At 68.0% G+C, this 13,805-nt stretch carries 11 protein-coding genes; 3 read left to right on the forward strand and 8 right to left on the reverse strand.

Annotation, left to right across the window (positions count from 1 at the left end):
- Positions 1-55 precede the first annotated feature (55 nt).
- Positions 56-373 carry a 2Fe-2S iron-sulfur cluster-binding protein gene (locus DFR49_RS17840; RefSeq protein WP_119037007.1) on the reverse strand — a complete coding sequence of 106 codons (318 nt, stop codon included), beginning with the start codon at positions 371-373 and terminating at the stop codon, positions 56-58.
- 66 nt (positions 374-439) lie between these two features.
- Between DFR49_RS17840 and DFR49_RS17845 the strand changes: the two genes are divergently transcribed.
- The 3 genes from DFR49_RS17845 to DFR49_RS17855 all read left to right on the forward strand — a co-directional run bounded on the left by DFR49_RS17845 (position 440) and on the right by DFR49_RS17855 (position 3,498).
- Positions 440-1,057 (forward strand): DNA-3-methyladenine glycosylase family protein, encoded by a 618-nt coding sequence (locus DFR49_RS17845; RefSeq protein ID WP_119037008.1) that lies wholly within the window; start codon positions 440-442, stop codon positions 1,055-1,057.
- Positions 1,027-2,400, forward strand: coding sequence for an Nramp family divalent metal transporter (locus tag DFR49_RS17850; RefSeq protein ID WP_245968621.1), 1,374 nt, complete (start codon positions 1,027-1,029; stop codon positions 2,398-2,400). The genes DFR49_RS17845 and DFR49_RS17850 overlap by 31 nt, the downstream gene beginning before the upstream one ends.
- Before the next feature lie 90 nt (positions 2,401-2,490).
- On the forward strand, positions 2,491-3,498 hold the full coding sequence (locus tag DFR49_RS17855) for a sugar kinase (protein ID WP_119037010.1): 1,008 nt from the start codon (positions 2,491-2,493) through the stop codon (positions 3,496-3,498).
- On the opposite strand, the gene DFR49_RS17860 is transcribed toward DFR49_RS17855, so the two are convergent.
- From DFR49_RS17860 to uvrC, 7 genes are all read right to left on the reverse strand, one after another.
- Positions 3,495-4,598, reverse strand: coding sequence for a glycosyltransferase family 2 protein (locus DFR49_RS17860; RefSeq protein ID WP_119037011.1), 1,104 nt, complete (start codon positions 4,596-4,598; stop codon positions 3,495-3,497). The genes DFR49_RS17855 and DFR49_RS17860 overlap by 4 nt on opposite strands.
- Entirely contained in the window at positions 4,595-5,647 is a 1,053-nt protein-coding gene (gene leuB / locus DFR49_RS17865) for a 3-isopropylmalate dehydrogenase (RefSeq protein ID WP_119037012.1), read from the reverse strand. Before leuB ends, DFR49_RS17860 begins: the two co-directional genes overlap by 4 nt.
- Positions 5,648-5,702: 55 nt before the next feature.
- The gene (gene recO / locus DFR49_RS17870; RefSeq protein WP_119037013.1) at positions 5,703-6,434 is read right to left on the reverse strand and encodes a DNA repair protein RecO; all 732 of its coding nucleotides are present in this window, start codon (positions 6,432-6,434) and stop codon (positions 5,703-5,705) included.
- A 34-nt stretch (positions 6,435-6,468) separates the two neighbouring features.
- Positions 6,469-7,383 (reverse strand): GNAT family N-acetyltransferase, encoded by a 915-nt coding sequence (locus DFR49_RS17875; protein ID WP_245968622.1) that lies wholly within the window; start codon positions 7,381-7,383, stop codon positions 6,469-6,471.
- On the reverse strand, positions 7,380-8,336 hold the full coding sequence (locus tag DFR49_RS17880) for a polysaccharide deacetylase family protein (RefSeq protein ID WP_119037015.1): 957 nt from the start codon (positions 8,334-8,336) through the stop codon (positions 7,380-7,382). Before DFR49_RS17880 ends, DFR49_RS17875 begins: the two co-directional genes overlap by 4 nt.
- A gap of 470 nt (positions 8,337-8,806) precedes the next feature.
- Positions 8,807-11,617, reverse strand: a complete 2,811-nt coding sequence (locus tag DFR49_RS17885; protein WP_119037016.1) for a DUF3857 domain-containing protein — start codon at positions 11,615-11,617, stop codon at positions 8,807-8,809.
- A 132-nt stretch (positions 11,618-11,749) separates the two neighbouring features.
- Entirely contained in the window at positions 11,750-13,690 is a 1,941-nt protein-coding gene (gene uvrC / locus DFR49_RS17890; RefSeq protein ID WP_119037017.1) for an excinuclease ABC subunit UvrC, read from the reverse strand.
- Positions 13,691-13,805 lie beyond the last annotated feature (115 nt).

Genomic DNA, 13,805 nt, shown 5'->3' on the forward strand with positions numbered 1-13,805 from the left:
GAAGCACGGGAAACCGCCATTTGCGCAGCCAACATGGGCGGAATGCCGGCCGGTCCTAATCCTCGGCGGCGATCGTCACGCGCAGCCCGTCGAGCGCCTCGCTGAACGCGATCTGGCATGACAGCCGCGAGTCGGCGTCGCGGTCGGACGAGGAATCGAGCAGATCGTTCTCGTCCTCGCTCATCGGCGGCAGTTTGGCCGCAAATTCCGGGTCGACATGGACGTGGCACGTGGCGCACGAACAGCAGCCGCCGCACAGCGCGAGCACTTCGTCGATGCCGTTGTCGCGGATCACTTCCATCACCGAAAGGCCCGCCTCACCCGAGACCACGCGTTCTTCCCCTTCGCGGGTGACGACGATAAGCTTGGGCATGCAATCCTCCTGGCGGGTGAGCCGTCGCCATGCCGCCCCCGCGCGGCGAGATCAAGGGATCGACCGATGGGCCTGACCGCCGACCAGCTCCGCGCCGGGATCGATGCGCTCGCCGCGGGCGAACCCGGTTTCGCCGCCGCGCTCGCCCGCGCCGGCTATCCCGAGCCCCGGATTCGGGAACGCGGCTATGCCACGTTGCTGCGCACGATCGTCGGCCAGCAGGTCAGCGTCGCCGCCGCCGCGTCGATCTGGCGCAAGCTGGAGGAACAGGTCGGCGATCTCACCGATCCCGCCGCCATCGCCGCCGCCGCCGACGAAGCGCTCCGCGCCGCCGGTCTCTCCCGCCAGAAAGCAGGCTATGCCCGCAGTCTCGCCGACGAAGTGATCAGCGGCCGGCTCGATCTTGAGCATCTTCCCGGCGACGACGAGGATGCGATCAAGGCGCTCACCCGGATCAAGGGCATCGGCCGCTGGTCCGCCGAAATCTACCTGCTGTTCGCGGAAGGGCGCCCCGATGTCTGGCCCGCGGGCGATCTCGCGGTCCAGATCGAGATCGGCCGCATCCTCGGCCATCCCGAACGCCCCAGCGAAAAGGCGCTGCGCACGCTCGCCGAAGGATGGCGCCCGCATCGCGGCGCGGCGGCGATCATGGCGTGGCACCATTACAAGATCGAGGTCATCTGATCGCCATGCCGCCGCCGTCGGCCTCGCTAGCGGAAGACGCCGCACCGCGCGCCAGCCGCTATCCCTCGCTCGAGGAAAGCCACCACACGATTCCGGTGCCCAAAGGCGGCGGCATCTGGCGGCGGTTGTTCGCCTTTGCCGGGCCGGGCTATCTGGTCGCGGTCGGCTATATGGATCCGGGCAATTGGGCGACCGACATCGCCGGCGGTTCCGCCTTCGGCTATGCGTTGCTCTCGGTCATCCTGCTGTCGAGCCTGATGGCGATGGTGCTGCAAGCGCTGTCGACCAAGCTCGGCATCGTCGCCGGGCTCGATCTGGCGCAGGCGTGCCGTGCTCGCTATTCGCGCCGCACCACGATCGGGCTGTGGGTGCTGTGCGAGATCGCGATCATCGCGATGGATTTGGCCGAAGTGCTCGGCACCGCGATCGCGCTGCAATTGCTGTTCGGGCTGCCGCTGCTTGCCGGCGTCGCGATCACCACCTTCGACGTGATGCTCATCCTTGCGCTGCAACGCTTCGGATTCCGCAAGATCGAAGCGGTGATCGCCACGCTGCTCATCGTCGTGGCGGGCAGTTTCGCCTACGAATTGTGGCTCGCCAGGCCCGATATGGCCGCGGTCGCCGGCGGGCTCGTCCCCACCACGCAGATCGTCACCGATCCGGTGATGCTCTATCTGGCGATCGGTATCCTCGGCGCCACGGTGATGCCGCACAATCTCTATCTCCATTCCGCCGTCGTCCAGACCCGCGCCGTGGCGCCGGACGCGGTGTCGAAGCGCCAGGCGCTGCGCCTCGCCACGCTCGATTCGAGCGTGGCGCTGACGCTGGCCCTGTTCATCAACGCCGCGATTCTGATCCTTGCCGCTGCGACCTTCCACGTCGCCGGGCGCCACGATGTCGCCGATATCGATCAGGCCTATCACCTGCTCAGCCCGATGCTGGGGGCCAGCGCGGCCAGCGTGGTGTTCGCCGTCGCCTTGCTCGCCTCGGGGCAGAATTCGACGATCACCGGCACGCTCGCGGGGCAGATCGTCGCCGAAGGTTTCCTCGATCTCCGCCTCCCCTTCTGGGCGCGGCGGATGGCGACCCGGCTGCTCGCGATCATCCCCGCCGTCGCGATGATCTGGATTGCGGGCGAAGGCTCGGCTACCGAATTGCTGGTGATGAGCCAGGTGGTGCTCAGCCTCCAGCTTCCCTTTGCGATCGTCCCGCTCGTCACCTTCACCGGCGATCGCAAGTTGATGGGCGAATTCGTCAATCCGCGCTGGCTGGCGGCGCTCGCCTGGGCGATCGCGCTGGTCATCATCGGGCTCAACCTGACGCTGGTGATCGGCTTTTTCTGACGCGCGCGCCTGGGCGATGGCCATCGGTGTCATCGCCCGCTATGCGCAAACCGCCGCCGCCACCCGCGCGGCACGAACCGGGAGATGATGATGGGGCGCTTCCTCGCCTTTGGGGAAATCATGCTGCGGCTGTCGCCGCCCAACCGCGAGTTGCTGCTCCAGACCCCGCATCTCGACGTGTGGACCGCGGGCGCCGAAGCCAATGTCGCGACCGCGCTCGCCTTGCTCGGCCACGACGTCGCCTTCGCCACCGCGCTCCCCCAAAATGCGCTCGGCGATACGGCGATCCGCTCGCTGCGCGGGCACGGCGTCGATTGCCGCCGCATCATCCGCCGTGCGGGGCGAATGGGGCTCTATTTCGTCACCCCGGGCGCCGGGCTGCGGCCGACCGATGTGGTCTATGACCGCACCGGCTCCGCCTTTGCCGAAACCCCTGCCGAAACGTGGGATTGGGACGCGCTGCTGGACGGGGTGACGCGGCTGCATCTGTCGGGGATCACGCCCGCTTTGGGGCCGGTGCCCGCCGCAAGCGCGCTCGCCGCCGCCCGCGCTGCCGCCGAACGGAACATTCCGATCTCGTTCGACGGCAATTACCGCGCCCGGCTGTGGGAAGCCTGGGACAGCGACCCGCGCAGCATCTTGGCCGAACTGGTCAGCCATGCCGACATCCTGTTCGGCAACCATCGCGACATCGCGCTGCTGCTCGACCGCGATTTCGGCGAGGACAGCGAAGGCCGTCGCCGCGCCGCCGCCGAGGCCGCGTTCGAGGCGTTCCCGAAGCTCACCGTCATGGCCTCAACCGCGCGCCACGTCGTCGATGCCGATCGCCACCGCCTTTCCGCCCGCATCGACGCACGCGACGCCGTCGCGCAGACCGAGGAAGTCGCGCTCTCGGGGATCGTCGACCGGATCGGCGCGGGCGACGCCTTCGCCGCCGGTGTGCTCCACGCGCTGTTGCTCGGCGAAGACATCGAGCGTGCCGCCCACTCCGGGCTCGCGCTCACCTGCCTCAAACATTCGCTGCCCGGCGACGTGAGCCTCTTCACCCGCGCCGATCTCGACGCCTTCACCGCCGACGGCGTCGACGTCCGGCGTTAATAACGCCCCCAGGTGAAACGCGACGACAGCGCATAGTTCCACACCGCGCCGACGAGCACCCCGACAAGCGCGGACGCCGCCCAGGTGCCGCTGCGGGCATCGTGAAGGAAGGCCGCCACACCGACATTGGCGACGAGGCCGACCGAACAGACGACGCAGAACGACACCCAGCCGTCGATCAACTGCCGCCAGCCCCGGAGCCGCCGGTCGCGATAGGTGAGCGCGTTGTTGAGGAAGAAGTTGGCGGTCATCGCCACCGTTGCCGCAACGATCTGCCCGGCGACGAAAGCAGTGTCGAACGCGAACAACAGCACCGACAGCACCGCCATATGTACCCCGACGCCCAACAGGCCGATCGCGGAGAACATCGCGAACCGCACCGGAATCAGCCGTCCGAACATGCGATCATAAAGCGCGATCAGATATTCCATCGCGACGACGTGATCGAGCTTGCTCTCGCCTCGCGTGCGGCTGCGGAACGTGTAGGGCAGTTCGACAAAGGCAAGCGGTCGCGGGCTGGTGGTCATGATATCGAGCAGGATCTTGAAGCCGATCCCCGTCAGGTCAGGCGCGAGACGGCGGACGATCGCCGTGCGCACCATGAAGAAGCCGCTCATCGGATCGCTGAGATCGGCGCGCAGCACATGGCGCGCGAGCCGCGTCGCAAGCGCCGACTTGGCGATCCGGTCGCGATCCCAATTGCCGGTCCCGCCGCCCTCGGCGAAGCGCGAGCCGATCGCGATGTCGAGCGTGGGATCGCCCTCGAGTGCATCGAGCATCCGGGGCAGCAATGTTTCGTCATGCTGGAGATCGCCGTCGATCACCGCGACCAGCGGCGCGGCAGTGGCGCACATGCCCTCGATGCACGCCGTCGAAAGCCCGCGCCGGCCGATCCGCTGAATCACGCGCACCCGACGATCGATCCGGGCGATCTCGCGCGCCGCATCGGCCGTGCCGTCGGGCGAATTATCGTCGACGACGATCGCTTCCCAGGTACGCCCCGCCAGCGCCGCATCGAGCCGGGCAACGAGCGTCGCGACGTTCGCGGCCTCGTTGAAGGTCGGGATGACGACCGCCAACTCGATGCACTCCGCGGTCATGCGAGCCCGGCAAGCACCGCATCACCCATCGCCGAGGTCGAGAGCGTACCGCCGAGATCGGGCGTCCGCGCGCCGCCGGCGATCGCCGCGGCCACCGCAGTTTCGATCCGATCGGCAGGCTCGGGCATGTCGAGCGAATGGCGCAGCAGCATCGCCGCCGACAGGATCGCCGCGCACGGATTGGCCTTGCCCTGCCCGGCAATGTCGGGCGCGCTGCCGTGGATCGGCTCGTACAGGCCGCACGCGCCCGCCCATTCGCGGAGCGCCGCCGAGGGCAGCATCCCGATCGAGCCGACGCACATGCTCGCGAGATCGGACAGGATGTCGCCGAACATATTGCCCGTCACCATGACGTCGAACTGGCCGGGGTGGCGCACGAGCTGCATCGCGGCGTTGTCGGCATACATATGGATGAGCGCAACCTCGGGATAGCCCGTGGCCACCTCGTTCACCACGTCGCGCCACAATTGCGAGGTTTCGAGCACATTGGCCTTGTCGACCGAATGGAGCCGCTTCTTGCGCCGCATCGCCATCTCGAAGCCCACGATCGCGATCCGACGCACCTCGGCCTCGTCATAGGCCATCACGTCATAACCCTGACGCAGCCCCTCGCCGGTGGTGCGCAGCCCCTTTTCGCCGAAATAGACGTCGCCGGTCAGTTCGCGCAGGATCACCATATCGATGTCGCGGGCCACGTCGGGGCGCAGCGCCGCGGCATCCTCGAGCCCCTCGAACAGCGTCGCCGGGCGCAGATTGGCGAACAGCCCCAGTTCCTTGCGCAGGCCCAGGATCGCCTGTTCGGGCCGCATCGCACGTTCGAGCGCATCGCACGCCGGATCGCCGACCGCACCGAACAGTACGCCATCGGCGCGCTTGGCGAGATCGAGCGTTGCGGGCGGCAGCGGGTGCCCGGCGCCGCGATAGCCCGCGCCGCCGACCAGCCCTTCTTCGAAGTCGATCCCGAGATCGAGCGCCTCGAGCACGCGCCGCGCCTCGGCGGTCACTTCGGGGCCGATCCCGTCTCCGGCAAGAATCGCGACAAGCGGCATCAAATTTTCCCCCGGTTCGGTGAGCGTCGCGCCCGACTAGCCGCGCCGCGCCCGATCACGCAACCGCTCTCTTGAGACGATCGACCAACCGGGCGCGTGCCGCCAGCGTATCGGCGCGGCGATCACCGAATAGGTCGCGTTCGAGGAAGTGCCCCGTGATCGCGAGCCCGGCGAGGATGTCCGCCCAATCGGCCGCACCGCCCGATGCCAGAAACGGCGGCAGGGCAAAGAGGCGATCGGCATAACCCGCCCCGGCGGTGCGACAGACGGCGGCACCGCTTTTGGGGCTGACGAAGGCCAGATCGGCGGTCGCGCCCGTCACCACGCATCGATCGAGCGCGAGCCCGAAGCCGAGTTCGGCGAGCAGCAGCAGTTCGTAGCGAACCAGCGCCACCGCCCAGCCGCGCGCCGCGGGCGCAGCCTCGATCGCGTCGAGCACGCCCGCAAGTGCAGCGTGGACCGCGGGATAGGGCTGCCCTTCGGGAAGCACGGACGCGGTGAGCGCGGTCACCCAGTCGAGCGCGACCGCGGGCAGCGGCTCGGCGAACAGCAGCGCGCGGCTGTGGACGAGGTCGACCGCGAGCTGCGGTAGTTGATCGTCGGTGCGCGCGCGCCATTCGCCGAGAACGATGTTGGCGGGTTGCAGGATCGGCCGCAGCCGCCGCGAACGGCCCCCGCGCACATAGCCCGCGAGCATCCCGTCGACGGGCGTGAGCGCGCGGAGAATCGCGCCGTGCTCGCCGTGGGCACGGACCGCGAGGACGATGGCTTCGGCACGCAGGTGCATGGCTTGGGCATAGCCGAGCCGGGGCGAAGCGCAATCAGTGGCGGCGCAGGCGGCGGACCAGCGCCTCGGCGCGCAGCTTCCTGGTCAGACGCTTGGCGAGCGCCATCGTGCGGTCGAAACCCGCCAGCGCGGCGATCGCGGCGCGGTTGGCGAGGCTCGGCCGCAACAGCATCAGATCGACGCAGGCGACGCCGCCGGTCGCGAACTGGCGCTTGTGCTGGCCCTCACCCTCGGTGAAATCGAAGCGGGCGAAGCGGCTTTCCGCGAACAAGACGCGCATCGCCTCGACCTGGAGCACGCTGCCGGCCGACCAATCCGACCATTCTGGATCGTGCCCGAGATAGTCGTAGCGCAGCGTATCGCCCTCGGCGGTGCAATAGAGATAGGCGATCGGAAACCCGTCCACGAACAACAGCCAGGCGCGCACCTGATCGGCGGCGGCGGCGGCGAGCATCGCGCGGACGAAGGCGGGCGTCGCGGGCAGGCCGCTGCCGAGCAGCGCTTCCTGATACGTCCGTTCCGAGACGGTGCGCGCGATCGGATGGAAGACCGCCAGTTCGTCGGGCGTGCGATAGGCGCGGACGTCGAGCGTGCCCCCCGAGCGTTTGGCGAGCTTCTTCGCCTTGCGCTTCAGCCCCGAGCGCGTGTTGGCCGACATGCCGCCGAGCCAGGCGTCGAAACCGCCGTCCAGATCGGCGAAGTAGCGCGTGTAGCGCTGGCGGACGAAGGCGATGAGGCCCGGCGCCTGCGCGGTGACCGCCGCGACGCGCGCTTCGGGGAGCGAGGTGACGAGGATGCCGTCGGCCGCGTCGCCCAGCGACGGCAAGGGCGGCACGCGCGGTTCGAGCACGTCGGCAAGCGACAGCGGCACGCGCACCAGCCGCCGCGGGATCGACCACAGGGTGCGCGCGCCGACCTGGAATTTGAGCGGCTGGACGACCGCGCTCACGCCGCGCGTTCCTCGACCATGTTCGACCAGAGCTGTTCGGCCTGCCGCCAGCGCGTGCGCAGCGTGTTGGGCGCAAGCGGATGATCGGCGGCCCCGAGGCGAAGCGCGGGGCGATCGGCGAAATGGCAGGTCGGCAGATCGTGGCGCCGCGCGCGCAGCATCTCGCAGAGCGCCTCGAAGCGGCGGGCGTGGATACCGTTGGCACGGGTGCCGGCGCGGCTGGCGAGTTCGAACGAATGGCTGACGATCGTCACCGCGGCGTGATCGGCTGCCACCGCATGATCAAGCGCGGCGCGGATCTCGCCGATCGACAGCGCGCAGACCTGGACGTTGCGCAGGCTGCCCGGCGCGTCTTCAATCAGCGTCACGGGAAGCTCGACCAGCCCGGCGCGGACGACCGGGGCGATGGTATCGGCGGGCAGGCCGATCTGGCTGGGCCACGGCGTCGCGGCGCCGTTGTGGCTGCTGTCATAGACGAAGCCCAGCGCGGCGAGCGCGGCGAGCGTTGTATCATTGGCGCCGTAGCTGCCCGCGCGGAACGCGATCGGATGCGGGGCGCCGCCGGCTTTGAGCAGGTCGATCGCGCCGGCGATCAGATCGCGCTGTTCGTGCGCCGAATATTCGACCATCTCGAAGCGGGCATGGGCGGCACCGCCGTCGCCGGCCCTGGCCCCCGCCCAATTGGGGTGGAGGTGAAGCTGCACCTCCTGCCCGCGCGCGAGGATCGTCGCGACGAGCGGCTTGAGCCAATCGAGCCCGAACACCAGCGCGGGCATCGGATCGACGAAGAAGCACGCCTTGAGCCCGTGCATCGCGAGGCGATCGAGCTGATGGCGGACCCCGACGCCCGCCGGATCGAGCGAGCGTTCGACGATTGCGGCCGCGTCGAGCCCGGTGGCGTGATGGCGCCAGGCCAACTCGGTATCGACGGTGAGGAAGACAGGCGTCGGCATGAAACCAGCGCTAGCGTGGGCGAGTGAAGAATTTGCCAATGCGCGGGGGATCACGGCGCGGAAGGTTAGGCGAAGGTGAGGCCAAAACGCTGTCGGGTGATTGTCCACTTCGACCACGTACCGCCTCGCTTGTATCCCCGCACAAGGATGGGGATGGGGATACGGTACAGGCGCACGCTATCGAATCCGTTCGGTTCGGCGGCGGGACGAGTCGATACTATCAAAGAGCGGCGGCAATCATGACATGATCGCGCGCTTGTAGGACAGCGTTTTTTCGCCATGCACCGCACACGCTCTGCGACCCGTGCCGCCCCGGAAACCACAGCCCTGGAGCGGCGAGCGTTAAACCTGAATCGTTCGCCCTGAGCTTGTCGAAAGGGCCGCCCTTCCCCTTCCTGCGAAAGAAAGAGCGGTGCTTCGACAAGCTCAGCACGAACGGGATAAGTGGGTCCGATGTCGCGCATCCGGCCCTAAGGCTTGATCCCGAAGCGCGCATAATCCTTGTCGATCGTCGGCCGGATCAGGCGCGCCGCCGCGAGATCGGCGGTGGCGCTGGCGGTGGTGCCCTGCCGCTTGTGGATGATGCCGCGCAGGTAGATGCTCGCGGCCTGTTCCGGCGCCGCATCGAGCGCGGCGTTGAGATCGGCGAGCGCGTCTTCCATCCGATCCATGCGGAAATAGACCAGCGCGCGGCTATCGAGCGCGGCCGCGGGCGAATCGGCAAGCTCGATCGCCTTGGTGCAATCCTTGAGCGCGGTATCGAGCGCGACGCCGAGCGTGCCCTTGATCCAGCAGCGGCTGTTGAGCAGGTTCGGATCGCCGGGACGGACGGTGATCGCCTCGTCGATCGTCGCGAGCGCGGCCTCGTCGTCGCCGGTGCGGCTGAGAAGATCGGCCTTGAGCGCCAGGAAACCGGGCTTTTCCTTGCCGCCCTGATCGATCCGCTCCTGGACCAGCGCGATCGCCGCATCCTTGTTCCCGAGATCGCTCTGCGCCGTGGCGAGCCCGCCGACACCCGCGATCGAGCCCGGATCGAGCGCCTGTGCCGCCTGATAATCGGTGAGCGCTTTGGCGTCGTCACCGAGCCCGGCATAGAGCATCGCGCGCCGGCGATAGAAATCGGCATCGGGCTGGAGCGCGATCGCCTGATCGAGATCGGCGATCGCGGCGCGATAATCGTAGATCCCGGCCTGAAAATAGGCGCGGTTGCTATATGCCCATGCCTTGTCCGGATCGTCGGTCTGTTTGGCCAGCGCCTTGGCATAGACGGCGAGGATCGCGGCGGCGCCATGATCGCGCGCCAGACGCTGCGCCAGTTGCCAGTGCGTCGGCGTATCGGTCGGCGCCAGCGCCCGCAGGACGCGGGACTTGGCCAGCGTGACCGCCGCGCGCGCCTGCGGCAGATCCGCCACCGCGATTTCGCGCGCGGCCGAGGTGACATGATCCTCGACCGAGATCGTGCCGTCGTTCAGCGCGAAACGCCGCTCGATATGGCCGCCGGCAAGATCGGCGGACAAGCTCTTGTCGCCTTCGATCGTGAATCCCTGGCCGCGATCGGGCAAGGCCATCGTCGTGTGCAGCGCGATGTCGAACGGCTGGCCGGTCGAGACCGGGATGGTCTTCCAGGCGGCGCGGCTACGATCGGGATTGAACGTCAGATTGTCGACGAAATAATCGAGCGTCGCCCGATAGCGCCGATCCTCGCGATGCCATTTGGTCGATACCAGCCCCGACGCGGTGATCGTCGCGGTGGCGTCCGCCTCATTATAGGCGACGGCGTTGTCGGCGATGACGGCGTTGCCGACATAGGGCGAAATCGTCGCGCGGACCATCTGCTCGATCTGATCCTTGCTCGCCTGGCTCTTGGCGGCGTGGACCATCTGCGCCAACTGGCCGCGCGCCTTCATGGTGAAGGTGTAGAGTGTCGGCAGCGTGAGCCCGGCCGATTGATCGAACGCGATGGCGATATCGGCATCGGGCCGCGCGGCGGTGCGGATCGGCAGCGGCATGATGTCCGCGCCGCCGGCGCGCAGCGGAAGGACGTTCGCAAACGCCGGCACATCATCGATATCGACGAATTGCGCGCCGATGTCGGTGCCGTCGAGCCACAGCGACCGACCGCCGATCGTCGCGTGGACAAGGACGTGATCGAACGCGCCGGGCATCGGCAGCCGCGTCGGGATCGCATCGCCGAGATTGCTCGAGGCGAGCACCGGTTCGGCATCGATCTTCATCGCGTGCAGCAGCGCCAGCAGCAGCATCGTCTTCGCCTTGCAGTCGCCGTAGCGCGATTGCCAGGTGGCGGCGGGCGTCTGCGGCACGTAATTGCCGTTATCCATGCCGTTGAACAGATAGCGGACCTTATCCTGGACGAGTTGCAGCGCGAGCATCGCGCGCCGCGCCGGATCGGGGGTCGCCTGCTCGATCCGGGCGACTTCGGCGGCAAGCGGGCTATCGGGCGCGATCGTGCCGGCGGTGTCGTAGAGCGGCGCCATCACCTTCGATACCGACGCCCAATCGGCGAAGGTCGTCGCCTCGATCGCGGTGCCGCGCTTGTAGCGCGGGGGTGCGTCGCCCGGCATCTCGGGCTGTTTGGCGACCGGTTCGGTGATCACCAGTTCCTGATAGCCGCCGGCGCGGGTGACGACGGGCGTGATCTTGGCGCCGAGCACCTTGTAATGAAGCCCGGCGCCGTCCGGCCACAGCAGCCGCTCGCGCGCGAACCGGACGCGGAAGGGATCGGCGACGATCGGCGCGAACGTCTGGACGTTGCCGGCGAGCGTCGGATCCTTTTGCGTGGTCGAATAGGTCAGCCGCAGCGCATCGCCGACGCGCAGGCCGCTGACCGCCATCGTCGCGGTCAACATGCCGTCGAGCTGGAGCTGTTCGAGCTGCTGCTCGCGCCGCAGCACGGTGAACGGATCGCCGCCCTTGAGCAGATTGATATGCTCGCCGCCGCGGATGATCTCGGCACGGTGGATGATGAGATCGCCCTTGTCGGGCGACCAGGTGAGCGAGATGGTGCCGATCTGCGAAAGGATTTCCGGGTTGGCCGCGCGCGTCTCGCTATCCTGATACGACCAGACCTGCCCATCCTGGAGCCGTTGCTGCCGATCGAGGATCAGGAACACCGGCGCGTCATCGGCGAGCGTCGCGAGATCGACCGCGGGGGCCGGCGTCACCCAATCGGGCGCGGGCGCGTAGATCGGCTTGTCGCTGGCATAAGCGGCGGTGGTGGCCGTGGCGGCCAGAAGACCCGCGATGATGACGCGACCGAACATGCTGATACTCCCCCGTTTTAAACGGGGTCACCCTAAACCCCGCGCCCGCCGGATCAAAGGATGAATCGTGCAGATTCAGCGACGAAATGACGTCATTTCAGTGGGAAGGCCAGCTCGGCGGCGGCGTTATACTTACCGCGCGTGGTAGAAATCGTAGACCTGCTGCGCGACGGCGTGGCTGACGCCGGGCGCGCGCTGGAGATCCTCGAGGCTGGCGCCACGCACGGCGCGGGCGGTGCCGAAATGCATCAGCAGCGCCTTTTTGCGCGCCGGGCCGATGCCGGGAACCTCGTCGAGCGGACTGGCGCCGATCGCCCGGGCGCGCTTCGCCCGGTGCGCGCCGATCGCGAAGCGGTGGACCTCGTCGCGCAGCCGCTGGAGGTAGAACAGGACCGGCGCGTTGACCGGCAGCGTCAGCTCACGGCCGTCCATCAGGTGGAACACCTCGCGCCCCTCGCGGCCGTGGTGCGGCCCCTTGGCGACGCCGACGAGGCACACGTCCTCGATTCCCATTTCCTCGAGCACCGCCTTCGCCGCGTTCAGATGGCCGCGACCGCCGTCGATCAGCACCAGATCGGGCCAGGTGCCGCCGTCGCGATCGGGATCGTCGGCCTGCGCGCGGGCGAAGCGGCGCTGGAAGACCTCGCGCATCATCGCGAAATCGTCATCGGTCGCGGCCTGTCTGATATTGAACTTGCGATACTGGCCCTTGCGGAACCCTTCCGGCCCCGCGACGACCATCGCGCCGAGCGCATTGGTGCCCTGGATGTGGCTGTTGTCGTAGATTTCGATGCGGTCGGGCGGTTCCCCCAGTTCGAACAGATCGGCGACCTCGCGGAGCAATTTCGCCTGCGTCGTCGATTCGGCGAGGCGGCGATCGAGCGCTTCGGCGGCGTTGCGCGTCGCCTGCTCCATCAGCCGGCGGCGGGTGCCGCGCTGGGGCACCGAGATCGCGATCCTGTGCCCCGCGCGCTCGCCGAGTGCCTCGGCCATCAGCGCGGGATCGGGCAGCGCGCGATCAAGCAGGATCGTGCGGGCAGGGGGCACGTCCTCATAGAATTGGGTGAGGAAGCTCGCGAGCACCTCGGCCTCGGGCACGTCGGCTGTGTGCGCGGGGAAGAAGCTGCGATGCCCCCAATTCTGGCCACCGCGGATGAAGAAGGCCTGGATGCCGATCGTGCCCTCTTTCGACGCCAGCGCGAAGATATCGGCATCGCCCACGCCGTCGGCGTTGATCGCCTGGCTGCCCTGGATGAAGGTGAGCGCCTTGAGCCGATCGCGCAGGATCGCGGCAAGCTCGAAATCCTGCCGCTCGGCCGCCGCCTCCATCCGGGCGCCGAGCTTGGCCTGGACATCGGTGGCCTTGCCCGAGAGGAAGCGCTTCGCATCGTCGACCAGCTCGGCATAATCGGCCTCACTGATCCGGCCGACGCACGGCGCCGAGCAGCGCTTGATCTGGTAGAGCAGGCACGGCCGGTCGCGGGTCTTGAAGAAGCCGTCGGTGCAGCTTCTGAGCAGGAACAGCTTTTCGAGCGCGTTGAGCGTCTGGTTGACGCTGCCAGCCGACGCGAAGGGGCCGTAGTAATTACCCTTCGCGCGCCGCGCGCCGCGATGCTTCTGGATGCGCGGGAAGGCGTGATCGGCGCGCAGCAAGATGAAGGGGAAGCTTTTATCGTCGCGCAGCAGCACGTTGTAGGCGGGGCGATGGCGCTTGATGAGTTGCGCCTCGAGCAGCAACGCCTCGGCCTCGTTGTTGGTGGTGACGATCGTCATGCTGCGCGTCTGCGCGACCATGCGCTGGAGCCGCTTGGGCAGGCGATCGACCTGGGTGTAGTTGGTGACGCGATGGCGGAGCGCACGCGCCTTGCCGACATAGAGCACATCGCCGCGCGCATCGAGCATCCGGTAGACGCCCGGGCGCGCGGGGAGCGTTTTCAGGACATTGCGGATCGCCGCGACGCCGGCTTCCAGATCGGGCTGACCGGCGCCGCGCACGGTATAGGTTTGGGCCTCCTCGTTAAAGCGCGAGGCGGCGTTGGGGCGATCGGGACGGTCGGCTTTGCTGCGCGGCATGGAAGGGATTTAGGGTGTATGGGTGGCGAGCGAAAGCAGTGCTCCCGCGAAAGCAGGAGCCCAGAGCCATTGGGCACCGCGCTTGTAACCCTGGGCTCCTGCTTTCGCAGGAGCA

Origin of the sequence: Hephaestia caeni (assembly GCF_003550065.1) — a bacterium.
Lineage (GTDB): Bacteria > Pseudomonadota > Alphaproteobacteria > Sphingomonadales > Sphingomonadaceae > Sphingomonas > Sphingomonas caeni_A.

Excerpts from the sequence above, each read along its gene's own strand:
- DFR49_RS17840 (WP_119037007.1), bottom strand. The coding sequence starts at position 373 with ATGCCCAAGCTTATCGTCGTCACCCGCGAAGGGGAAGAACGCGTGGTC.
- DFR49_RS17845 (WP_119037008.1), top strand. The coding sequence starts at position 440 with ATGGGCCTGACCGCCGACCAGCTCCGCGCCGGGATCGATGCGCTCGCC.
- DFR49_RS17855 (WP_119037010.1), top strand. The coding sequence starts at position 2,491 with ATGGGGCGCTTCCTCGCCTTTGGGGAAATCATGCTGCGGCTGTCGCCG.
- DFR49_RS17860 (WP_119037011.1), bottom strand. The coding sequence starts at position 4,598 with ATGACCGCGGAGTGCATCGAGTTGGCGGTCGTCATCCCGACCTTCAAC.
- leuB (WP_119037012.1), bottom strand. The coding sequence starts at position 5,647 with ATGCCGCTTGTCGCGATTCTTGCCGGAGACGGGATCGGCCCCGAAGTG.
- recO (WP_119037013.1), bottom strand. The coding sequence starts at position 6,434 with ATGCACCTGCGTGCCGAAGCCATCGTCCTCGCGGTCCGTGCCCACGGC.
- DFR49_RS17880 (WP_119037015.1), bottom strand. The coding sequence starts at position 8,336 with ATGCCGACGCCTGTCTTCCTCACCGTCGATACCGAGTTGGCCTGGCGC.
- DFR49_RS17885 (WP_119037016.1), bottom strand. The coding sequence starts at position 11,617 with ATGTTCGGTCGCGTCATCATCGCGGGTCTTCTGGCCGCCACGGCCACC.
- uvrC (WP_119037017.1), bottom strand. The coding sequence starts at position 13,690 with ATGCCGCGCAGCAAAGCCGACCGTCCCGATCGCCCCAACGCCGCCTCG.